This is a genomic window from Nonlabens sp. Asnod2-A12 (assembly GCF_045063745.1).
Taxonomy (GTDB): Bacteria; Bacteroidota; Bacteroidia; order Flavobacteriales; family Flavobacteriaceae; genus Nonlabens; species Nonlabens xylanidelens.
Window position 1 is genome coordinate 1489467 of the sequence record NZ_JBEFOB010000003.1, and the last position, 18784, is coordinate 1508250.

Consider the following 18784-nt stretch of genomic DNA (forward strand, 5'->3'; position numbering starts at 1 on the left):
TATGAAATCATTTCTCATAGACGATAGCTGGATGCTACCATGTATGAGTAAACAATTAACAGGAATGGACTGTCCTGGATGTGGAATCCAGCGGTCCATTTCTTTTTTACTCAAAGGTGACATCGTAGATTCCTTTTTAATGTACCCAGGCCTTTACCCAGGCATGTTTTTATTCTTCTTTCTCATCTTTGATTGGTTTAAGAATGTAGAACACGGAGAGCAAATTAAACTATGGGCTACTATACTTACTATAGGTACCATTCTCACTAGTTATTTTATCAAAATGGCAATTCATTAAAAAATATTGTAACATTGTGATTAAATAATCAACTAACTTTATATATCAAATCAACCAAATTATGCAAAAATTAAATACAACTCTAGTTTATATTCTATCGATAGCAGGATTCATCTGTTGTTGTTGGCTAGGTGGACTATCAGTTATACCTGCTGCTATCGCCTTTTTTATAGCAAATAAAGAATTAGGGAAATACGAAGCTAACCCTGCAGAATATGCCAACGGTCCAGCTATGAAGACAGCCAAAACTGTTGCGTTAGTAATACTAATCATATCTGCACTTAACTTCATCTACACTATATATGGTCTTGCTACAACTCCATGGGAAGAAGTAATGGCTGGTTATGAAGAAGGTTTTAAATCAACTGGAGTAGAATTTTAAATAGAAATAATTATGCAAAAATTAAATACAACCCTAGTTTACATTCTATCTGTAGTAGGATTTTTATGCTGTTGTTTTTATGGTGTAGGAACCATTGCAGCAATAATAGCTATAGTGGTAGCTAGCAAAGAATTGAATAAATACAATGCAAATCCAGAACAGTTTGTGAATGGTAAAGCTATGAAAACTGCTAAAACAGTGGCTATCATTTCTCTAGTTATCTCACTAATAGGACTTGCTCTAGTGGCGTGGTTCTATTTTAACCAATGCGAATTCTACACATGGTATTTAGATACATTTGGAGACCAACCAGGTGTTACAGAAGAACAACTAGCTCCTATTTATGAAGCTATGGAAGAAGCTGGATGTATCTAAAAAATACATTTTAAATATTAAAAAAGGGAAAGCTAACGCTTTCCCTTTTTTCTTTTAATCTCGATAAAATATAAACTTAGATTCTTATAAATTACGTATTACAGTAAATAGTATCACCGCAGCAAAAACGAATAACACAAGATATCTATTAATAATCCATCTTCTAAACTTGTGATCACGTAGACTAGGAATCCATTCAAAAACTCCAACTAAAAAGCCAAATGGTAATAACACAAAAAGTAAAGGGTTATAATTAAACGCCTTTTTAAAATCACCATTTAACAAAGAATGTACGGCACGTTGAGAACCACATCCTGGACAATCATATCCTGTAACATATTTACTAGGGCATTGTGGGTAAAAACCAACTTGCTCTGGATTGTAATTTTTAAACAGAAAAAAAGCGGTACCAAATAAAATTATGGCACCGCATATAATAAGTATTTGCTTATAATTTTTGATCATTAATAACCTCCATCAGCAATAGCCCCTAGAACACCCATAAAAAAAGCAAGTATTATAACTACAAGACCAGTGACAACAGCAGCAATTACCCAATTTTTTGCTGTATTACTAGCTTTTATTGCTCCTTGAAAATCACCTATTCTATGTTTACTCTCTACTTGAGAACTATAAATAATAGCGATAATTCCAAAAACTTGACAACACAGTATAGTAACTATAATAGATTCTGCTAACCAGGTTTTAGGCGCTGGCCCATAATTATTACCTTGATTAAACTGTTGTTGTTGTTGTTGTTGTTGTTGAAATTGGTTTTGAGGTTGGTTAGATTGATCCATTCTATTCAAATTCTTTTAAAGTATTAATAATAATTGCAATACACTCATCTAACTGTTCTTTAGTCATTACAAGTGGTGGCGCAAATCTAATAATATTTCCATGAGTAGGTTTTGCTAGCAATCCATTATCTCTTAATCTCAAACATATATTCCATGCCGTCTTACTGTCTTCTGTATCATTAATAACGATAGCATTTAAAAGACCTTTTCCTCTTACTAGAGTTACCGTGTCTGTAGTCGCAATATATTTATTAATCTCAGCTCTGAAATAGCTACCTAATGCACGAGCATTTTGAATTAACTTTTCATCCTTAACCACTTCTAGAGCAGCCATTGCTACTGCTGCTGCAACTGGATTACCACCAAAGGTAGAACCATGTTGACCTGGCTTAATAACATTCATCACTTCATTATCTGCAAGTACTGCACTTACAGGGTAAGCACCACCAGATAATGCCTTACCTAATATCAACATATCAGGACGTGCATAAGTTGCCTCCTGACGCTCACAATGCGCATCACAACTACAGTCACCACATACCGCCAGTAAACCACCAGTTCTTGCGATACCGGTCTGTATCTCATCTGCTATAAATAAAGCATTGTATTTATTACAAAGCTCGCGAGATGCTCTCATGAAATCATCATTAGGAGTAAAAACTCCTGCCTCACCTTGTATAGGCTCTACTAGAAAACCAGCTACATTTTCTTCTTGCAGTGCTTTTTCTAGAGCCGCAGTATCATTGTAAGGTATTTTTATAAATCCAGGTGTATAAGGTCCAAAGTTCTTACGAGCATCTTCGTCATTAGAAAAAGAGATAATTGTAGTCGTACGACCGTGAAAATTATTTTCACATACTATAATTTTTGCAGCATGCTCCTCTACTCCTTTTTTCTCATAAGCCCACTTACGTGCTATTTTTATAGCAGTCTCTACCGCCTCAGCACCAGTATTCATAGGCAACACCTTGTCAAACTTAAAATACTCTGTCATGTATTTTTCATACTGACCTAATTTATCATTATGAAATGCTCTTGATGTAAGCGTTAATGTTTGCGCCTGCTCATTCATAGCATTTACGATCGCAGGGTGACAGTGTCCCTGATTCACCGCACTATAAGCACTTAAAAAATCATAGTATCGCTTTCCATCCACGTCCCATACATAAACGCCTTCTCCCTTTTCTAATACTACAGGTAAGGGATGGTAATTATGCGCTCCATGTTTATCTTCTAGATCTATAAAATGTTGTGCTTTACTTTCTTTATTCATGCTCATTGCAGTGCTATTTTTATCGTTTGCCGCAATTTAATCATTTCGATTACAGAATTAAAATTAAAACATCTAAGAATTTATCAATTTCGCAAGAATCTACCACTAACATAAATACCTAAAGATTCTATAAAAACAAGGAATTACGTTAATTTTACCACCTATGTCAAAAAGAAGAAGAAGAGCTCAAAAGACCTTTGAAAATGTACCAGTAGTAGATGCAGGTGCAAGAGGTAAAAGTGTAGCAAAAACAGAAGAAGGAGAAGTAATTTTCCTAACAGACGCTGTACCAGGTGATGTGGTAAACATCCAGACTTTTAAGAAAAAGAAATCTTTCTATGAAGGTCGCGTTACAGAATTTATTGAATTAAGTCACAGACGTGCGCAGCCTGTTTGTAAACATTTCAACACCTGTGGTGGTTGTAAATGGCAACACATGACTTATGAAAGTCAGCTGTATTTTAAGCAAAAAGAAGTTGCAGAGAACCTGAGAAGAATAGGCCACCTAGATCTTCCAGAAATGACTCCTATCGCAGGATCTTCAGAGCAATACCACTATCGCAATAAGATGGAATTCAGCTTTTCTGCAAACCGATGGTTGACACTAGAAGAAATTCAGAGTGATGTAGAAATAGAAGATAAAAAGGCGCTAGGTTTTCATATCCCTGGAATGTGGGATAAAATCTTACACCTAGACGAGTGCCATCTACATCCTCAAATAGGAGAAGATATTAGGTTGAGTGTGCACGCTTTCGCGAAAGCGGAAAACATATCCTACTTTAACCCAAGAGAAAAAACAGGAACATTAAGAACATTAATGTTACGCATGTCTTCTACCGGTGAGAACATGGTAGTAATTCAATTTTTTGAAGATAATGAAGCACAGAGAATTGCTTTATTAGATCATTTAAAGGAAAACTTCCCACAAATAACGTCATTGCAATACATTATAAATGAAAAAGCAAACGACACGATTTATGATCAAGATGTGATATGCTATAACGGCCGCGATCATATTTTTGAAGAAATGGAAGGTTTGCAGTTTAAAATTAATGCAAAATCTTTTTATCAAACTAATAGCAAGCAAGCTTATGAGCTGTATAAAATAACTAGAGATTTTGCAGGATTATCTGGAGAAGAACTGGTTTACGACCTTTATACAGGAACAGGAACCATCGCACAATTTGTTGCTAAAAAAGCAAAACACGTGGTAGGTATAGAAGCTATACCTGTTGCTATAGAAGATGCAAAAACAAATGCTCTACACAACGGTATAGAAAATACAACATTCTTTGCCGGAGATATGAAAGATGTCTTTACTCAAGAATTTATCGACGAGCACGGACAGCCAGATATCGTTATTACAGACCCACCTAGAGATGGTATGCACAAAGATGTGGTAGCACAACTTATTAAACTAAGTGCACAACGCATTGTATATGTAAGCTGCAACAGTGCAACACAAGCACGTGATCTTGCGTTACTAGATGAGAAATACTCTATAGTAAAGGTACAACCTGTAGATATGTTCCCACAGACGCACCACGTAGAAAACGTAGTTTTACTAGAACTTAAAAGCTAGAAAAATCAAATTATGAAAAACATTTTCACAATAATAATCTTGCTCTTTATTACAGTCGCCTGTAAAAAAGAGCAAGTTGAAGTATCTAACGACATAGAAATACTCACCTTTTCTAATGACGACGCATCTACATTTATTGATGAAATTGTAGCCAATGCAGACGGCAAGGTTATCTACATAGACAACTGGGCAACCTGGTGCGCACCTTGTAAGGCAGAGTTTAAAGAAGCATCACCTGCTTTACATGAAAAATTTAAAGAAGATGTAGAATTTATCTACCTATGCCACGCAAGTAAAGAAGCTACCTATTTACCTTCTATAGAAGAGTATAATATAAAAGGGAAACATTATTTCCTCACAGACCAGCAAGCTTCCATTGTACAACAGCAATTAAACTTAATAGGTTTCCCAACTTATACGATCTATGATAAAAAAGGAAATCAGGTACTATCTGACTATATACACAGACCTAGTCACGGACCTACGTCAGACATTTTAACAAAGTTGATCAATGATGAAGTTGTTGATATGACTAATAGCACTCCATAGTTCTATGAAAAGATTTTTCAGCATTCTTTTAGTCCTACTCGCAGTCATTTTATTTAATGGCTGTGAAAAAGATGATTTATGCACAACAGACCAGGCAGTTACTCCTAGGCTAGTAATTGAATTTAGAGACGTACTTAACCCTCTTAATCTTAAAGCGGTAGATCAAATTCAAGTACAAGAAATAGGCAGTACAGAGCTTGCACCACTAGATAGCAATGATTCTACCACTCTTACAGACGTAGAAACCATTTCTATACCTTTACGTACTGATGGTAATAGAACTAGTTATGACTTTATCTTAACTGAAGACGGCACTATAAATTCTGATAACATAGATTTTAATTACATACTAGAAGAAGAGTATGTGAGTAGAGCTTGTGGTTTTAGAATCATTTATGACAACCTAGTTGCTATTCTTACTCCAGAGACTACCGGCACGCAATGGATCAACAGGACCGTAATTGTAGAAAATAATATAACTAATGATACAGAAGACATACATGTTCAAATACTTCATTAGCATACTAGCCATACTTACTTTTTTTACTAGTAACGCTCAAGGCGAAAACGAGATAGAAAAAGACAGCATCGTTTATAAAAAATCTTATGGGTTGCGTGCTGGTCTAGATCTTGCTAGTTTAATAAGAACCGCACTTGACGATGAGTACACCGGTTTTCAAGTCCTAGCAGATTACCGACTAAGCGACAGACTTTATATTGCTGGAGAGCTAGGTAATGAATCTCTAGACAGAATAAGCGAAAGCGTAGATTATGAAACATCAGGGTCATTCATAAAAGCAGGTGTAGATTATAATTTCTATCAAAACTGGCTGGATATGGATAACATGATTTATGGTGGTGCGAGAATAGGATATGCCACCATGTCACAAACCTTAAACCGATATGATTATAATATAGATAACAACTACTTTCCTGTTTTCACTAACGCTGTAGATCGAGAATTTACAGGTCTAAATATGATCTGGCTAGAAATACAACTAGGTTTAAAAGTTGAAGTGTTGAACAACCTATACATGACAGCAAACTTTCAATTAAAGCGTCAGGTATCAGAAAAAACACCTGATAATTTTGATAATCTCTATGTCCCAGGATATGGCAGAACTTTTGACACTGGAAATATAGGTGTAGGTTATTCTTATGGAATCATGTACAGAATTCCATTTTTCAAAAAATAAATCACATTTTCAAAGACATAAAAAAAGCCTTTCCTATTATGGAAAGGCTTTTCTTTTTATATGATAACTTTAAGTTTACTCCTCTTCTAGAGAACCTAACATATCATTACTCTGTAGTAAATTATACCACTGTAATACTTTTTTAATATCACTTGCATAAACGCGATCTTCATCATAATCAGGCAGTACCTCATTAAAATAACTTTCTAGTTCTTTCTTACTTCCCTTGTGATTAATTGCAGGACCATTAGACTCCTTTGTTGCTATCTTTTTAAACACCTCTTTTAAAGGCATTTCTTGAGAATACGTATAGATAGAGATATCCTTAAGAACACTTACATTATGACTAATTCCTACTATAGAAGTTTTGTTATCTAACAAAGACTCAACTACAAAACCACTTTTTGCTTTACTCTTTAATTGGTATAAACCTGGCTTACCTGTTATGGAAAGTATATTATCTAAATTCATATTTTTCTTTTTTAACGGTGGCAAATATATATAATTACACTTTACCTTAACTATTACTTTAAGATTTCAACATTTCTTTGTGAAATCTGTCTAGAACTACCTTCTTCCCTTAACTTCAGGAAAGCGCATTCTATAATCTACATTAGTTTTTCCTTTTGAGATGTTAGATAATTTACCTTTTATCAATCTCTTTTTAAGACTTGAAATTTTATCTGTAAATAAAACACCTTCTATGTGATCATACTCATGTTGTATAACACGAGCTATTAGTCCGCTATAAGTTTCTGTGTGTTCTTTAAAGTTTTCGTCTAGATAACGTATAACGATCTCTTCCTGACGGAAAACATCTTCCCTAACGTTAGGTATACTTAAACAACCTTCATTAAAAGCCCATTCTTCACCATTTTCCTCAAGGATTTCAGCATTTATAAATGTCTTTTTAAACCCATTTAATTCCTTTGCTTCTTCTGGACTGAGATCTGGGTCTTCAGAAAACGGAGTCGTATCTACTAGAAAAAGTCTAATAGGCATTCCTACTTGTGGCGCAGCAAGACCTACTCCACTCGCGTTATACATAGTTTCCCACATATTGTCTAGAATCTCCTTTATTTGAGGATGTTCTGATGTAATATCTACTGCCTTCTTTCTTAAAACTGGATCGCCATAAGCGACTACTGGTAAAATCATAATAAATGATTAATTGTTAATGCTTTTCAATCATAAAATTAAAAAACTAATTATTTAAAACGGACGATTTCTGTCCATATAACTTTGCAATATGATCGTGGCTGCTATCTCATCCACTAACGCCTTATTTTGGCGTTGTTTCTTTTTAAGCCCACCACTAAGCATAGCTGCATGTGCCATTTTTGAAGTAAAACGCTCATCTTCACGCTCTATTTTTACATCAGGAAACAGTTCTTGTAATTGAACTGTGTACTTTCTCAACCATGGCCCTAACTCACTATCTGTATAATCCATTTGTTTAGGTTCACCTAAAACTATAGTTTCTACATCTTCCTTTTTAAGGTATTCTTGCAAAAAAGAGGTTAAATCACGTGTAGCAACCGTGGTAAGACCAGATGCAATAATTTGCATAGGATCTGTAACAGCTATTCCAGTTCTTTTTTTACCGTAATCTATTGCTAGTAATCTTGCCATATATATTGCAAAAATAACCAAATCCATAAGGATGCCCTAATATGCTACCTGCAAAGTATCAATTCAAAGAGCTAGCTATTATATTTGTAAAAAAAAGAACACCATGGATCAATTGAGAAATGTTATAGAAAATGCGTGGGAAGATCGTTCCCTTTTAGAAAACAAAGTAACTAAAAGCGCTATAAGAGAAGTTGTAGACATGCTAGATCGCGGTACATTACGTGTTGCAGAGCCTACAGAAGATGGATGGCAAGTAAATGAATGGGTTAAAAAAGCCGTTGTACTTTACTTTCCTATTCAAAAAATGGAAACTATAGAATGTGCACCATTTGAATATCATGATAAAATACCTCTTAAAACAGGCTATGCAGAAAAAGGAATACGCGTTGTACCTAATGCAGTAGCTAGACATGGAGCTTACATCTCTAAGGGTGTTATCCTCATGCCATCTTATGTAAACATAGGTGCGCATGTAGAAGAAGGTACTATGGTAGATACATGGGCTACCGTAGGTAGTTGTGCTCAAATAGGTAAAAATGTACACTTAAGTGGTGGTGTAGGAATAGGTGGTGTTTTAGAACCTCTACAAGCAGCTCCAGTAATTATAGAAGACGGTGCATTTATAGGCTCTCGTTGTATAGTTGTAGAAGGCGTACACGTAGAAAAAGAAGCTGTTCTAGGTGCAAATGTTGTTCTTACTATGAGTACTAAAATAATAGACGTTACTGGTGATGAGCCTGTAGAGATGAAAGGTCGTGTACCTGCACGTTCTGTTGTGATACCTGGTAGTTATACTAAAAAATTTGCTGCAGGTGAGTTTCAAGTACCTTGTGCTTTAATCATAGGTAGACGTAAAGAAAGCACTAACAAAAAGACCTCATTAAATGATGCTTTACGTGAATATAATGTAGCCGTTTAGTGCATATATTACTCATTCAATATCAAATGCTAGGTGATGTACTTACCAGTACCATTATCGCACAACAGCTCAAGATCACGTATCCTGATGCTCAAATCGATTACCTCATCATCGCACATGCCGATGCTCTAGTGGCACATCACCCAGCTATTGATAATTTGATAAAAGTAACTAAGTCAGATTTTGAGAAAATGAGTTTTATAATCTCGCTTTCGCGAAAGCTGAAACACAAAAAATACGACCTTCTCATAGATGCTTATGGAAAAAATAATAGCGCTGTGCTATCTCTTTTATCTAGAGCAAAACAAAGAATAGGCTATAAAAAGTGGTTCTCTAGACTAGCTTATACAGATGCCGTAAAAAATAATCCAGACACCTCTATTTATAAAACTGGTATCGCACTAGGCAGCCGCATGTTGCTTACCACACCTATAACTAGCGATGTGCAATGGCATTTAAAACCTAAGATATACCTCACACCAGCTGAGAAAAAAGAAGGTGAACAATGGCTTTTAGAGTCTGGAATAGATCTTAAAAAACCACTTACTATGGTGAGTGTTTTAGGAAGTAGTGCAAATAAGACTTTACCATTTACCTCCATGGCAAAGGTGCTCGATAATTTTGTAAACCAGACTGGCTCACAATTCCTTTTTAATTACATACCTAGTCAGAAAAAGGAAGCGCTAGCTATATATAATGCCTGCTCCATCACTACTCAAAAACACATCTTTATAGATGCATTTGCACCTAGTATTAGAGATTTTCTAAAAGTACTGTCGCACTGCACAAGTATAATAGGTAATGAAGGTGGTGCTATTAATATGGGTAAAGCACTAGAAATACCCACGTTTGCTATATTCAGCCCATGGATTAATAAAGCATCATGGAATGTTAGTGAAGATGGTAAAAAACACATCTCTGTACATTTACAAGATTATTTACCAGAACTATATAAAGACTCCTCTCCTAAGAACATGAAGTCTAGAGCCATGGAATTATACCAGCAATTTGATGCCGAGTTGATGTTTCCCGATCTAGCAAAATTTGTTAGAGAGAATTATTAATTAATAATAGTTTTTAAAAACTATTTACTTTCCTTCACAATTCCATAAGGCGTGTAATCTTTCTTCTCACCTCTTGTAGCTTTTCTTATTGCCTTGTTTTTATCAATAGATTCTTGGTTCTTATAACCACGAGCGTGATCTAAGTGTAAACAGATGGCACTATAACGTATTTGCTTTGATTTGATACCTAAATTGAATAATCGCTCACCCAATTCTCTATCCTGACCACCATATTGCATGCGCTCATCAAATCCATTTACTTTTTTAAGATCTACCAGCCAGCCACTAGAATTATGCCCATTCCAACTAGCATTAGTCGGTGTTAGGTTTTCCATAATCTTTGCGGTAACAAATCCTGATGTTAGTTTTTGGTTCTTATAAGATGCAGGTAATCCATTACTTCTTAACCAGTTTGCATCAAAGCATCGTTGAGTAGCGATATCTTCTTCTGTAATATTTTGAGAAAGTTCTAATGGCAATTTATAATAACCACCAGAAAGAAAATAACCATGCTCACGACGCTCGTAATGAATCTGTAAAAAATCTTCTCTCGCGATACAATCACCGTCAGACATTACTACATACTCTGCATTACAGGCAGATAACGCTTTATTTAAAATCATACTTTTTTGAAAACCATTATCTTCATGCCATACATGTATGATTTTCTTAGAGCTTTTCTCACTGTATTTTTTTATAAATTCTTTAGTCTCATCATTTGACCCATCGTCTGCAATAACTATTTCAAACTGCCTAAATATTTGATGCTCATAACTCCACAAGGTTTTTTCTAACCATGGAATAGAGTTATATGTACTTATTATTACCGATATAGATGGATCTTTAATCATAAAATGAAAATAGTATTCTGATTTTTTACAAATTTAATCATATAAGATGGGTTATTAAGATAACAAAGTTATTTTTGCTACTGTTTGATTTTTATCTTGTAGATTAGTCACCACATGCCAAAATATCCAATAACAGCCATAATACCTGCTTATAACGAAGCGCACAACATTGTTGAAGTGCTTAAAAGTGTAAGTTTTTGTAACGAAGTCATATTAGTAGACAGTAACAGTACTGATAATACTGTAGAACTGGCACAGCCCTATTTTGATAAATTACTTTCTAGAGAATATGTACACAGTGCTTCTCAAAAAAACTGGGCCATACCGCAAGCAACTAACGAGTGGATTTTACTTGTAGATGCAGACGAAAGGGTCACACCTGCCTTAAAAGAAGAAATCATTAACCTTTTACCTAATCTAGAGACTAACGGTCACACAGGCTACTGGATGGGTAGACGCAATTTCTTTATGGGTAAACAGGTACGTTACAGCGGCTGGAAAAACGATAAAGTAATACGCCTTTTTCAAAAATCTAAATGTAAATACGTTGATAAACACGTACATTCTGAAATAGAAACAAATGGATCTCTAGGCTGGCTAGACAACAAGCTCTTGCATTATAAATATGTAAACATAGATCACCATGTAAATAAACTACAGCGTTATGCTAGTTTACAAGCAAGAGATTTTGATAAAAAAGTAGGCAAGATCACCTTGTTCCATGTGGTGGTTAAACCATTTTGGGGATTTTTTAAACACTACATCATTCAACTAGGTTTTCTAGATGGATTTGTAGGTTTTACCATTGCATACCTAAGAAGTTATGGAATCTTTATGAGATATGTAAAACTATGGCTACTGCGTAGGGGTATAAATTAAGCTAGTAATTTTTCTATCTTACTTTCAGATAACTGATAATGGACGCAAATTTGCTCCCATTGTACTCGATTAAAATCTTGTCCTTTATTCACTTTTTTCAATGCTACAAACTGAGTGCCTAAAATAGGAATAGGAATTTCTGGCCTAGAGTTGTTTTGTAATGAGGTTGTCCCATTTAAAATAGCCATTGCTTTAAACCAAAGGTCATCTGCCTTAGGAGCTAATTTTGTAAAAAGTTCAACATTTTGAACATCCTTATGCAAGCTACCTGCAGGATATAAAACACAAAAAGCACCTACTGGCATATTATGAGGACTCTGTGCTGGTGGATCTACTACAAAAGGCCATTTACTATAAGAATTTACATGACCATCTAAATAAGTCATTTTACGACACCTGTTTCCTATAACTTGGTCTGGAAATTTAAGATGTTCTTCAAAAATAACCTTAAGTGTATTTGGTTGATAAATAACATCATCATCACATGTGATTATAGCCTTATCTGGAAATGCCTCTATGCTATGAATCAATTTTCTATGAGAGAAACCATAAGCAGAATATCGTATCTCAAAAAGATCTCCTTCTAATTTTGCAAGCCTTTTAGGTATTTGATTTTTAAGGTCTTCTTTGAGCCATAAAATAATCTTCTCGGGCAAATACTCTTGTTGCATCATACTGCGTATAGTAATGTGCAATGTTCTCAATCTAGTCGGTATAGAAGTTAAAGACACTATCACAGGTATTCTCTTTTCTGGATTAGTGGTTAGCCTAGACATCGGTATCAGCACCATCTTTAGACTCGTGCTTATGGACTTAGGAATTTCAGATAACTTCATGATTTAAAAATACCTTTAATTTTCTTCTTCATGCGTTTCTTTCTGTGAAATGCTTCTTGAAACTGCTGTGTATACTTCCACATAGTTTCTATAGTAGTCTGTGGATCTTGCTTAGAAAGTAAAGCGTACTCTGCTCCCATGATTTCATACATCTCTTTTTTAGGAGATAAACGTTCAAAGTTTTTTAATCTATCCTCATATGGGATATCATAAAATTTCATTCTATTTAAATCTACCAAAGAAAATTTATAATCAGCTCCTTCTTTCTTTATCAAGGTATTTCCTGGTGAGTGATCTAAGAAATAAATACCGGCTTCATGCATGTCGTACATGAATTTTGAAAATTGCTTTAAGATATTCTCTTTATCCTGTAATTGATCATCATTTATAATCTCGCGATAGGTAAAATCATGATTTGCATAGGCGCTTACATAATAACTTTCATGCAGCCCTAGAGCTGTTAATTGTTCTAGAAAAGCAATAGGCGATGGAGTACCTATACCGTGTTGTTCTAGATACTGTGCATTGTAATAAGATCTAGCGGCCTTAGATTTTCTAAAAAATCGATACGCTATTTTATTAATAAAATTAGGCGTTCTAAAAGACTTTACTACCAGTTTCTCACCTTGGTACGTGACTATTTTAATCTTATTACGATCATCTCCTAACTGTTGAGTAGATTGATGAAATAGATCGAGTATTTCTTGAAACCGCTTTCGCGAAAGCGTGCCACTAACAAATTTTTCTCTACTCATTTTATTTTCCATCTATTTACAGACCGCAAAGAAACGGAAAAAACTATCAAATGAATAGAATTACTTAATATTGCAGTGTACAACTTTATTTATCTCTATGTCTTTAAAATGTTCTCTTGTTACTCCTACGTATAACTGGCCACATGCGCTAGAATTACTACTATTGAGTGTTAAAAGACAAAGTGTATTACCTAACGAGGTCATTATTGCAGACGATGGCTCTACAGTAGCTACACGCGAGCTTATTGAAAAATATCAAAAAGATTTTCCCGTACCGCTTATCCATGTCTGGCATGAAGATCATGGAAATCAAAAGCCTGCTATCATGAATAAGGCTATTGCTAGAGCTACTTATGATTACATTCTAGAGATAGATGGAGATATCATTTTACATAAAGACTTTGTAAAAGACCACCTTTCTATGGCTGAAGAAGGTGTTTACCTATTCGGTAGTCGCGTAAATATTCAGGAAAGCCATTTAGAAAAGTTATTTAAAAACAAACAAATAGATTTTAATTACTTCTCAAAAGGCATCAAAAAACGCAATAGAACATTGCGCATTCCTTTACTAGCAAATAGCGCAAAGAAAGAAACTAAAAGATCTAAAAAATTAAGAGGTTGCAACATGTCCTTTTGGCGCAAAGACTTTATAGCTGTAAATGGCTTTAATGAAGAATTAGTAGGTTGGGGAATCGACGACAGTGAACTTATACAACGCATGATTAACAACGGTGTTTTAGGTAAACGTATCAAACATAAAGGTATCGTATATCACGTATATCACAAAGAGCAAGATAAAAGCCAGGTCCATTTAAATCTAGAAATAGAAAAACAAATGGAAAACTCTGGAAATACTTATGCCCAGAAAGGTGTCGATCAATATCTTTAAACCTCTAGTACCTTCTTATAAATATCTAAAGTTTTTCTAGCGCTTTGCTGTGCCGTAAAGTTTTTTGAAAAATGTGCATAACCAGCCTCTCCAAATTGATCTCTAAGATCTTTATCCTGGCATAGAACTAACAATTTTTCAGCTAGTGCTTTATAATCTTTAGGAGCCACTATAAAACCAGTCTCATTATTTAAAACAGCATCTGGCACTACTCCTACCCTGGTGCTTACTACGGCTTTTTTAAACCTCATAGCCTCTAGAAGTGAAGATGGCCCACCTTCATGCTTAGAGGTCATTAAAAAAATATCCATCTCTTCATAAGCTCGCGCAGCTTCTTCTACAAAACCATATAATTTTATATAAGAACCTAGATTTAATTCTTTAATAAGAGCTACTATTTCAGGGCTTTGCTTATCTCTGAACATCCCTATTTGATGCACCTTAAAATCTGTATAATTAAGCTCGTTAACTAAATGATCTACAGCGCGCACTAGAGTAGGAAGATCTTTCCTGTCATCGTGATTTGCAACATTTCCTATTTGTACAGATTTTTCATTACTTTCTAATACAGCTGATGAGTCTTGAAGAATCATTGGCCTTTCTTCATCCACTCCATCTGGAACTACTAACAGTTTGTTATAATTTTTCTCAAACATAACTACACGTTGCATGGCTTCTTTAACTGTTTGGGAAACACAAATAATTGCATCGATACCTTTATAATTATACTTGTACTTACTTAAAAAGCTCATACTACTGCTCATTCCTTTTTTAGAGAATACCACAGGAATATCTAGGGATGATAAAACAGCCGTAAAAAAGTATAGAGTAAGTGCATTACTTGTATGAAGATGTACAAGATCTGGCTTAAATTGAGTAATAACTCTTTTAAACTCTTTGCGATTTACTGCATTTTTAAATTTTTTATCTACAGCTGTAAAAACTTCTATACCAGGATAAGGTTTTAACCTTGTTGAAAGTTCACTATTTAGAGCGCAAAAAACAGCATTGTTAACTTTAAGCTCAGAAAGCTTACTTGCTATATCAAGAAGTTGCTGCTCATTACCACCATAACCACGCGCACCATTCACATGTAATATTTTCAAAGTATCAGATTTTAAAATTATTCTTGAAAGCAAGAAGAGGTCAAATTTACAAGAAAAGAAAGGAATCAAAATTTTAATTTAAGTCCATCCAAACGAGTAGAGCCAAATAATTGATCAGATCACAATTAATATAGCAACTTTCAAATGGTTTGACATTCATAAATATCGTTATTAAGAATAGAAAACTTAATTTTGCAAACCATGGGAAGAAGTGATAGAAGTAGAAATAGAAGAGACCAAGTAAGAGGTCGTAAACCTAGTAAGGATAAGCAAATAGAGGTAGAATTACCTCGTGAGGCTATTAACCTAGCTGTAACGGCTCTTAAAAAAGGTCAGACTCTTATTTACCCAACAGACACCATTTATGGTTTGGGCTGTGACGCTAGTAATTATGACGCAGTAGAAAAAATATTTAAAATTAAAGAACGTGATAAATCTAAATCTTTACTAGTTCTTGTAGACAGCTTTCAAATGTTAGAATCTATTATTGAAGATGTACCTGATATGGCTTGGGAGGTTCTTAAGGTGAATAAAAAGCCTCTTACTATCGTATTCGACAGGCCTAAAAATGTAGCAGAAAACGTAGTAGCTCAAGACAACACACTAGCCGTAAGAGTTACTAACGATCCATTGTGTAGGTCTATCATTAAGAAATTACGCAAACCTATCGTTTCTACCAGTGCAAACATAAGTGGCTCACCTTCTCCAGTTAACTTTACAGATATTCATCCAGATTTAATTGCAAGAGTAGACCATGTAATGGACTTACCTCTTGTTCATAAAAATATTAAACCATCTTCTATTATGAAGATCTCTAGTAATGGAGTTATTAAAATTATACGCGAGTAAGAATGGATCAAAAAACACATTACCCTGAAGCCATTCAAGAAAACGTTTTTAGAACTTTAAGTCAGGCAGCAGAAGAACTAGAATTACCAGCTTATGTAATAGGTGGATATGTAAGAGATTTCTTCCTTAAACGCAGTCAGAAAAAAGACATAGATGTAGTAGCCGTAGGAAGCGGTATTACACTAGCTCGCAAAGTAGAAGAACTATTACCACACAGCACCAAAGTAAGTGTCTTTAAAAACTACGGCACCGCCATGGTTAAAACAGACGATCTAGAATTAGAATTTGTAGGTGCAAGAAAAGAAAGTTATGATCGAGGCAGTCGCAATCCTGTTGTAGAAGATGGCACCCTAGAAGATGATCAAAACCGTCGTGATTTTACCATTAACGCAATGGCTTTTTCTCTTAATAGAAAAAACTACGGCGCTTTATTAGATCCTTTTAATGGCATCAATGATCTAGAGAATAAGATTATACGCACACCATTAGATCCTGACATTACTTATAGTGATGACCCATTAAGAATGCTACGCGCTATTAGATTTGCATCTCAATTAGGTTTTAGGATAGAATCTAAATCTTTTGAAAGTATAAAACGCAATGCACATAGAATTGAAATTATATCAAAAGAGCGTATCGTTACAGAGATTAATAAAATCATGTTATGTAAAGAACCATCATTAGGTTTTCTATTACTTGAAAAGACTGGTTTGCTTAGATTAATAATGCCAGAACTCACAGCCTTAAAAGGTATTGAAGAAGTAGAAGGACAAAAACACAAAGACAACTTCTATCACACGCTAGAAGTAGTAGATAACATATCACGCAATACAGAAGACCTGTGGTTGCGCTGGGCAGCACTACTTCATGACATAGGTAAAGCACCTACCAAGAGATTTAGTAAAAAGGTAGGTTGGACTTTTCATGGACACGAGTTCAAGGGAGCAAAAATGGTCTTCCATCTTTTCAAAAGATTAAAAATGCCGTTAAATGATAAGATGAAATTTGTGCAGCAAATGGTGCGCATGTCCTCCCGACCTATAGCTGTTATTGACGAGAGCGCTACAGACAGCGCTGTGAGAAGACTAGTACACGACGCTGGCGAGCATATAGAAGATCTAATGATTCTATGTGAGGCAGATATTACCACTAAAAATCCTAGGCGTTTTAAACAGTATCACGCAAACTTTCAACAGGTGCGCGATAAAATAGTCGAGGTAGAAGAACGCGATCATGTACGCAATTTTCAACCACCAGTTACTGGAGAAGAAATCATGCTAGCCTTTGACCTGAAACCTTGTAAAGAAATAGGAATCATTAAAACCGCTATTAAAGACTCTATCCTCGATGGCGTGATTCCTAACGAGCACGATGCAGCATATCAATTTATGCTCGAAAAAGGAAAAAGCCTGGGTTTAACACTTAAAAAATAAATTTATTTTAAGACCTACAGATTTTTAAATCACTATATTTAAGTGTTTTAAAACTAACAATCATGAAAGCATCAAAAATAGCATCGTTTATAATTTGTTTATTTATTAGTGCTTTCATGTTTGCGCAACACAATTTATTGCAAGATATACCAGTAAAAAAAGATTCGTGCGACATTAATTTTAAATCCAGTATTACAACTAGTGATTTAGAATTATTTGCAAAATGTTTTACCCAAGAGACCATAACATTTACAACACAATCAAAATTACAAACCGATAAAATAGATTTTAGCAACCCAGCAAATTTGTATTATTTATCGCTAGAGAAGCCTCTTAATACTCAAGAGGTTTATAATAAGCCTTTCTTTGTTCTTGGAGATTACAATCGTTTTGGAGTAGCTTTTAAAAACAATAACCTTGCTTTTTTTGAAGCAAATCGCAACTCCATTTTAAGCGCAGGTTACACAGATTATACTGGAGTACCTAATTTCTAGAATTTAATAAATGTATCGCTATTGTAAAAGCGGTATTTATATCAATTCACATGGTATCATTAAATAATTTTAAAACAATGTAATCTATCTCATTTTAAGAATAGAGTTACAGCAATGTAACTCAATTTTTTTTGCTAAATCCTTTTTCATTATCTATCTTTAAAACTATGAATAAATGGGTCTCTTTTATTATTATTTGTTGCGCATGCTCCATCAATTATGGACAGGAATTAAATAATGATAACCTTCAAGGTTTCAATCTTTTTTTAATGCCAGAGCATCAAATCAATATTACTTTGAGTCTAGACAGCAATAATATAGTTAATCCTAACACAGGTTTTTCTATAACTCCTGGAGTAAAAACCATCGATATGGTTTCCATTTATAATGAATCACAGTCCTTAGAGTCTAAGCCTTATACGCCTAATGCAAACACAGATTTTGGCAGATTAAGATTTAAAAAAGACCGCAAGGCTGTAAATGTGTATTTAGAAAACGATCGATTTGCTAGAAAATTTAAGTCTAGTAATCCTGCCTTTTTTGAAGCCAATAGAAACACCGCATTACATAGATCTTATAATCCGTTATCGGTTTATAATAATCGCTGGTAATATTGCAAACA

25 protein-coding genes are annotated in these 18784 nt (G+C 34.6%); 15 read left to right on the forward strand and 10 right to left on the reverse strand.

The window, feature by feature from the left end:
- Nucleotide 1 precedes the first annotated feature (1 nt).
- The 3 genes from ACJJVJ_RS06865 to ACJJVJ_RS06875 all read left to right on the forward strand — a co-directional run bounded on the left by ACJJVJ_RS06865 (nucleotide 2) and on the right by ACJJVJ_RS06875 (nucleotide 1055).
- The gene (locus tag ACJJVJ_RS06865) at nucleotides 2-298 is read left to right on the forward strand and encodes a DUF2752 domain-containing protein (RefSeq protein ID WP_405369659.1); all 297 of its coding nucleotides are present in this window, start codon (nucleotides 2-4) and stop codon (nucleotides 296-298) included.
- A gap of 61 nt (nucleotides 299-359) precedes the next feature.
- On the forward strand, nucleotides 360-680 hold the full coding sequence (locus tag ACJJVJ_RS06870; RefSeq protein ID WP_405369660.1) for a CCC motif membrane protein: 321 nt from the start codon (nucleotides 360-362) through the stop codon (nucleotides 678-680).
- Nucleotides 681-692: 12 nt separating this feature from the next.
- A complete protein-coding gene (locus ACJJVJ_RS06875) occupies nucleotides 693-1055 on the forward strand; it encodes a CCC motif membrane protein (RefSeq protein WP_405369661.1) in 363 nt (120 codons plus the stop codon).
- A gap of 84 nt (nucleotides 1056-1139) precedes the next feature.
- Here the strand turns inward: ACJJVJ_RS06875 and ACJJVJ_RS06880 are convergent, their stop codons facing one another.
- Genes ACJJVJ_RS06880 through rocD form a run of 3 tightly spaced genes read right to left on the reverse strand, consistent with a single transcriptional unit; the run spans nucleotide 1140 to nucleotide 3134 of the window.
- The gene (locus tag ACJJVJ_RS06880) at nucleotides 1140-1520 is read right to left on the reverse strand and encodes a DUF2752 domain-containing protein (RefSeq protein ID WP_405369662.1); all 381 of its coding nucleotides are present in this window, start codon (nucleotides 1518-1520) and stop codon (nucleotides 1140-1142) included.
- Complete coding sequence (locus ACJJVJ_RS06885) at nucleotides 1520-1855, reverse strand: CD225/dispanin family protein (protein WP_405369663.1); 336 nt, start codon at nucleotides 1853-1855, stop codon at nucleotides 1520-1522. Before ACJJVJ_RS06885 ends, ACJJVJ_RS06880 begins: the two co-directional genes overlap by 1 nt.
- A 1-nt stretch (nucleotide 1856) precedes the next feature.
- Nucleotides 1857-3134, reverse strand: a complete 1278-nt coding sequence (rocD, locus tag ACJJVJ_RS06890) for an ornithine--oxo-acid transaminase (RefSeq protein ID WP_104516126.1) — start codon at nucleotides 3132-3134, stop codon at nucleotides 1857-1859.
- Nucleotides 3135-3291: 157 nt separating this feature from the next.
- Here rocD and rlmD point away from each other — a divergent pair, with 157 nt between their 5' ends.
- Genes rlmD through ACJJVJ_RS06910 form a run of 4 tightly spaced genes read left to right on the forward strand, consistent with a single transcriptional unit; the run spans nucleotide 3292 to nucleotide 6455 of the window.
- Entirely contained in the window at nucleotides 3292-4710 is a 1419-nt protein-coding gene (gene rlmD, locus ACJJVJ_RS06895; protein ID WP_405369664.1) for a 23S rRNA (uracil(1939)-C(5))-methyltransferase RlmD, read from the forward strand.
- Nucleotides 4711-4722: 12 nt separating this feature from the next.
- Nucleotides 4723-5259: a TlpA disulfide reductase family protein gene (locus ACJJVJ_RS06900; protein ID WP_104516124.1), complete on the forward strand. Its 537-nt coding sequence runs from the start codon at nucleotides 4723-4725 to the stop codon at nucleotides 5257-5259.
- A gap of 4 nt (nucleotides 5260-5263) precedes the next feature.
- Nucleotides 5264-5779: a DUF6452 family protein gene (locus ACJJVJ_RS06905; RefSeq protein WP_104516123.1), complete on the forward strand. Its 516-nt coding sequence runs from the start codon at nucleotides 5264-5266 to the stop codon at nucleotides 5777-5779.
- Nucleotides 5742-6455: a DUF6048 family protein gene (locus ACJJVJ_RS06910; RefSeq protein WP_245890720.1), complete on the forward strand. Its 714-nt coding sequence runs from the start codon at nucleotides 5742-5744 to the stop codon at nucleotides 6453-6455. Before ACJJVJ_RS06905 ends, ACJJVJ_RS06910 begins: the two co-directional genes overlap by 38 nt.
- Nucleotides 6456-6530: 75 nt before the next feature.
- Here the strand turns inward: ACJJVJ_RS06910 and ACJJVJ_RS06915 are convergent, their stop codons facing one another.
- The 3 genes from ACJJVJ_RS06915 to ruvX form a co-directional block, all read right to left on the reverse strand.
- Entirely contained in the window at nucleotides 6531-6926 is a 396-nt protein-coding gene (locus tag ACJJVJ_RS06915; RefSeq protein ID WP_405369665.1) for a DUF5606 domain-containing protein, read from the reverse strand.
- A gap of 96 nt (nucleotides 6927-7022) precedes the next feature.
- Complete coding sequence (gene def, locus ACJJVJ_RS06920; protein WP_405369666.1) at nucleotides 7023-7613, reverse strand: peptide deformylase; 591 nt, start codon at nucleotides 7611-7613, stop codon at nucleotides 7023-7025.
- Between the two features lie 54 nt (nucleotides 7614-7667).
- Complete coding sequence (gene ruvX / locus ACJJVJ_RS06925) at nucleotides 7668-8087, reverse strand: Holliday junction resolvase RuvX (RefSeq protein ID WP_104516180.1); 420 nt, start codon at nucleotides 8085-8087, stop codon at nucleotides 7668-7670.
- Nucleotides 8088-8190: 103 nt separating this feature from the next.
- On the opposite strand from ruvX, the gene ACJJVJ_RS06930 reads away from it, so the two are divergent.
- Both ACJJVJ_RS06930 and ACJJVJ_RS06935 read left to right on the forward strand, forming a co-directional pair.
- Nucleotides 8191-9006, forward strand: coding sequence for a 2,3,4,5-tetrahydropyridine-2,6-dicarboxylate N-succinyltransferase (locus ACJJVJ_RS06930; RefSeq protein ID WP_104516119.1), 816 nt, complete (start codon nucleotides 8191-8193; stop codon nucleotides 9004-9006).
- Nucleotides 9006-10070, forward strand: a complete 1065-nt coding sequence (locus ACJJVJ_RS06935) for a glycosyltransferase family 9 protein (protein ID WP_405369667.1) — start codon at nucleotides 9006-9008, stop codon at nucleotides 10068-10070. Before ACJJVJ_RS06930 ends, ACJJVJ_RS06935 begins: the two co-directional genes overlap by 1 nt.
- A 20-nt stretch (nucleotides 10071-10090) precedes the next feature.
- Here the strand turns inward: ACJJVJ_RS06935 and ACJJVJ_RS06940 are convergent, their stop codons facing one another.
- Nucleotides 10091-10921 carry a glycosyltransferase gene (locus ACJJVJ_RS06940; RefSeq protein WP_405369668.1) on the reverse strand — a complete coding sequence of 277 codons (831 nt, stop codon included), beginning with the start codon at nucleotides 10919-10921 and terminating at the stop codon, nucleotides 10091-10093.
- Nucleotides 10922-11035: 114 nt separating this feature from the next.
- Between ACJJVJ_RS06940 and ACJJVJ_RS06945 the strand changes: the two genes are divergently transcribed.
- Nucleotides 11036-11800, forward strand: a complete 765-nt coding sequence (locus tag ACJJVJ_RS06945) for a glycosyltransferase family 2 protein (protein ID WP_405369669.1) — start codon at nucleotides 11036-11038, stop codon at nucleotides 11798-11800.
- Here the strand turns inward: ACJJVJ_RS06945 and ACJJVJ_RS06950 are convergent.
- Nucleotides 11797-12636: a glycosyltransferase family A protein gene (locus ACJJVJ_RS06950; protein ID WP_405369670.1), complete on the reverse strand. Its 840-nt coding sequence runs from the start codon at nucleotides 12634-12636 to the stop codon at nucleotides 11797-11799. The genes ACJJVJ_RS06945 and ACJJVJ_RS06950 overlap by 4 nt on opposite strands.
- Nucleotides 12633-13391 carry a lipopolysaccharide kinase InaA family protein gene (locus ACJJVJ_RS06955; protein WP_405369671.1) on the reverse strand — a complete coding sequence of 253 codons (759 nt, stop codon included), beginning with the start codon at nucleotides 13389-13391 and terminating at the stop codon, nucleotides 12633-12635. Before ACJJVJ_RS06955 ends, ACJJVJ_RS06950 begins: the two co-directional genes overlap by 4 nt.
- 97 nt (nucleotides 13392-13488) lie before the next feature.
- Between ACJJVJ_RS06955 and ACJJVJ_RS06960 the strand changes: the two genes are divergently transcribed.
- Complete coding sequence (locus ACJJVJ_RS06960; RefSeq protein ID WP_405369672.1) at nucleotides 13489-14280, forward strand: glycosyltransferase family 2 protein; 792 nt, start codon at nucleotides 13489-13491, stop codon at nucleotides 14278-14280.
- Here the strand turns inward: ACJJVJ_RS06960 and ACJJVJ_RS06965 are convergent.
- On the reverse strand, nucleotides 14277-15386 hold the full coding sequence (locus ACJJVJ_RS06965; protein WP_405369673.1) for a glycosyltransferase family 4 protein: 1110 nt from the start codon (nucleotides 15384-15386) through the stop codon (nucleotides 14277-14279). The two genes, ACJJVJ_RS06960 and ACJJVJ_RS06965, sit on opposite strands and share 4 nt — an antisense overlap.
- A 201-nt stretch (nucleotides 15387-15587) precedes the next feature.
- On the opposite strand from ACJJVJ_RS06965, the gene ACJJVJ_RS06970 reads away from it, so the two are divergent.
- The 4 genes from ACJJVJ_RS06970 (at nucleotide 15588) to ACJJVJ_RS06985 (ending at nucleotide 18773) form a co-directional block, all read left to right on the forward strand.
- Nucleotides 15588-16235: an L-threonylcarbamoyladenylate synthase gene (locus ACJJVJ_RS06970; RefSeq protein WP_405369674.1), complete on the forward strand. Its 648-nt coding sequence runs from the start codon at nucleotides 15588-15590 to the stop codon at nucleotides 16233-16235.
- Nucleotides 16236-16237: 2 nt separating this feature from the next.
- On the forward strand, nucleotides 16238-17668 hold the full coding sequence (locus ACJJVJ_RS06975; protein ID WP_405369675.1) for a CCA tRNA nucleotidyltransferase: 1431 nt from the start codon (nucleotides 16238-16240) through the stop codon (nucleotides 17666-17668).
- Nucleotides 17669-17730: 62 nt separating this feature from the next.
- Complete coding sequence (locus ACJJVJ_RS06980) at nucleotides 17731-18162, forward strand: hypothetical protein (RefSeq protein ID WP_405369676.1); 432 nt, start codon at nucleotides 17731-17733, stop codon at nucleotides 18160-18162.
- A gap of 167 nt (nucleotides 18163-18329) precedes the next feature.
- Nucleotides 18330-18773, forward strand: a complete 444-nt coding sequence (locus ACJJVJ_RS06985) for a hypothetical protein (RefSeq protein WP_405369677.1) — start codon at nucleotides 18330-18332, stop codon at nucleotides 18771-18773.
- Nucleotides 18774-18784: the final 11 nt, after the last annotated feature.

What these genes read in the sequence shown, in the direction of transcription:
- ACJJVJ_RS06865 (WP_405369659.1), top strand. Translation starts at nt 2, where the DNA reads ATGAAATCATTTCTCATAGACGATAGCTGGATGCTACCATGTATGAGT.
- ACJJVJ_RS06870 (WP_405369660.1), top strand. Translation starts at nt 360, where the DNA reads ATGCAAAAATTAAATACAACTCTAGTTTATATTCTATCGATAGCAGGA.
- ACJJVJ_RS06875 (WP_405369661.1), top strand. Translation starts at nt 693, where the DNA reads ATGCAAAAATTAAATACAACCCTAGTTTACATTCTATCTGTAGTAGGA.
- ACJJVJ_RS06880 (WP_405369662.1), bottom strand. Translation starts at nt 1,520, where the DNA reads ATGATCAAAAATTATAAGCAAATACTTATTATATGCGGTGCCATAATT.
- ACJJVJ_RS06885 (WP_405369663.1), bottom strand. Translation starts at nt 1,855, where the DNA reads ATGGATCAATCTAACCAACCTCAAAACCAATTTCAACAACAACAACAA.
- rocD (WP_104516126.1), bottom strand. Translation starts at nt 3,134, where the DNA reads ATGAGCATGAATAAAGAAAGTAAAGCACAACATTTTATAGATCTAGAA.
- rlmD (WP_405369664.1), top strand. Translation starts at nt 3,292, where the DNA reads ATGTCAAAAAGAAGAAGAAGAGCTCAAAAGACCTTTGAAAATGTACCA.
- ACJJVJ_RS06900 (WP_104516124.1), top strand. Translation starts at nt 4,723, where the DNA reads ATGAAAAACATTTTCACAATAATAATCTTGCTCTTTATTACAGTCGCC.
- ACJJVJ_RS06905 (WP_104516123.1), top strand. Translation starts at nt 5,264, where the DNA reads ATGAAAAGATTTTTCAGCATTCTTTTAGTCCTACTCGCAGTCATTTTA.
- ACJJVJ_RS06910 (WP_245890720.1), top strand. Translation starts at nt 5,742, where the DNA reads ATGATACAGAAGACATACATGTTCAAATACTTCATTAGCATACTAGCC.
- ACJJVJ_RS06915 (WP_405369665.1), bottom strand. Translation starts at nt 6,926, where the DNA reads ATGAATTTAGATAATATACTTTCCATAACAGGTAAGCCAGGTTTATAC.
- def (WP_405369666.1), bottom strand. Translation starts at nt 7,613, where the DNA reads ATGATTTTACCAGTAGTCGCTTATGGCGATCCAGTTTTAAGAAAGAAG.
- ruvX (WP_104516180.1), bottom strand. Translation starts at nt 8,087, where the DNA reads ATGGCAAGATTACTAGCAATAGATTACGGTAAAAAAAGAACTGGAATA.
- ACJJVJ_RS06930 (WP_104516119.1), top strand. Translation starts at nt 8,191, where the DNA reads ATGGATCAATTGAGAAATGTTATAGAAAATGCGTGGGAAGATCGTTCC.
- ACJJVJ_RS06940 (WP_405369668.1), bottom strand. Translation starts at nt 10,921, where the DNA reads ATGATTAAAGATCCATCTATATCGGTAATAATAAGTACATATAACTCT.
- ACJJVJ_RS06945 (WP_405369669.1), top strand. Translation starts at nt 11,036, where the DNA reads ATGCCAAAATATCCAATAACAGCCATAATACCTGCTTATAACGAAGCG.
- ACJJVJ_RS06950 (WP_405369670.1), bottom strand. Translation starts at nt 12,636, where the DNA reads ATGAAGTTATCTGAAATTCCTAAGTCCATAAGCACGAGTCTAAAGATG.
- ACJJVJ_RS06955 (WP_405369671.1), bottom strand. Translation starts at nt 13,391, where the DNA reads ATGAGTAGAGAAAAATTTGTTAGTGGCACGCTTTCGCGAAAGCGGTTT.
- ACJJVJ_RS06960 (WP_405369672.1), top strand. Translation starts at nt 13,489, where the DNA reads ATGTCTTTAAAATGTTCTCTTGTTACTCCTACGTATAACTGGCCACAT.
- ACJJVJ_RS06970 (WP_405369674.1), top strand. Translation starts at nt 15,588, where the DNA reads ATGGGAAGAAGTGATAGAAGTAGAAATAGAAGAGACCAAGTAAGAGGT.
- ACJJVJ_RS06975 (WP_405369675.1), top strand. Translation starts at nt 16,238, where the DNA reads ATGGATCAAAAAACACATTACCCTGAAGCCATTCAAGAAAACGTTTTT.
- ACJJVJ_RS06980 (WP_405369676.1), top strand. Translation starts at nt 17,731, where the DNA reads ATGAAAGCATCAAAAATAGCATCGTTTATAATTTGTTTATTTATTAGT.
- ACJJVJ_RS06985 (WP_405369677.1), top strand. Translation starts at nt 18,330, where the DNA reads ATGAATAAATGGGTCTCTTTTATTATTATTTGTTGCGCATGCTCCATC.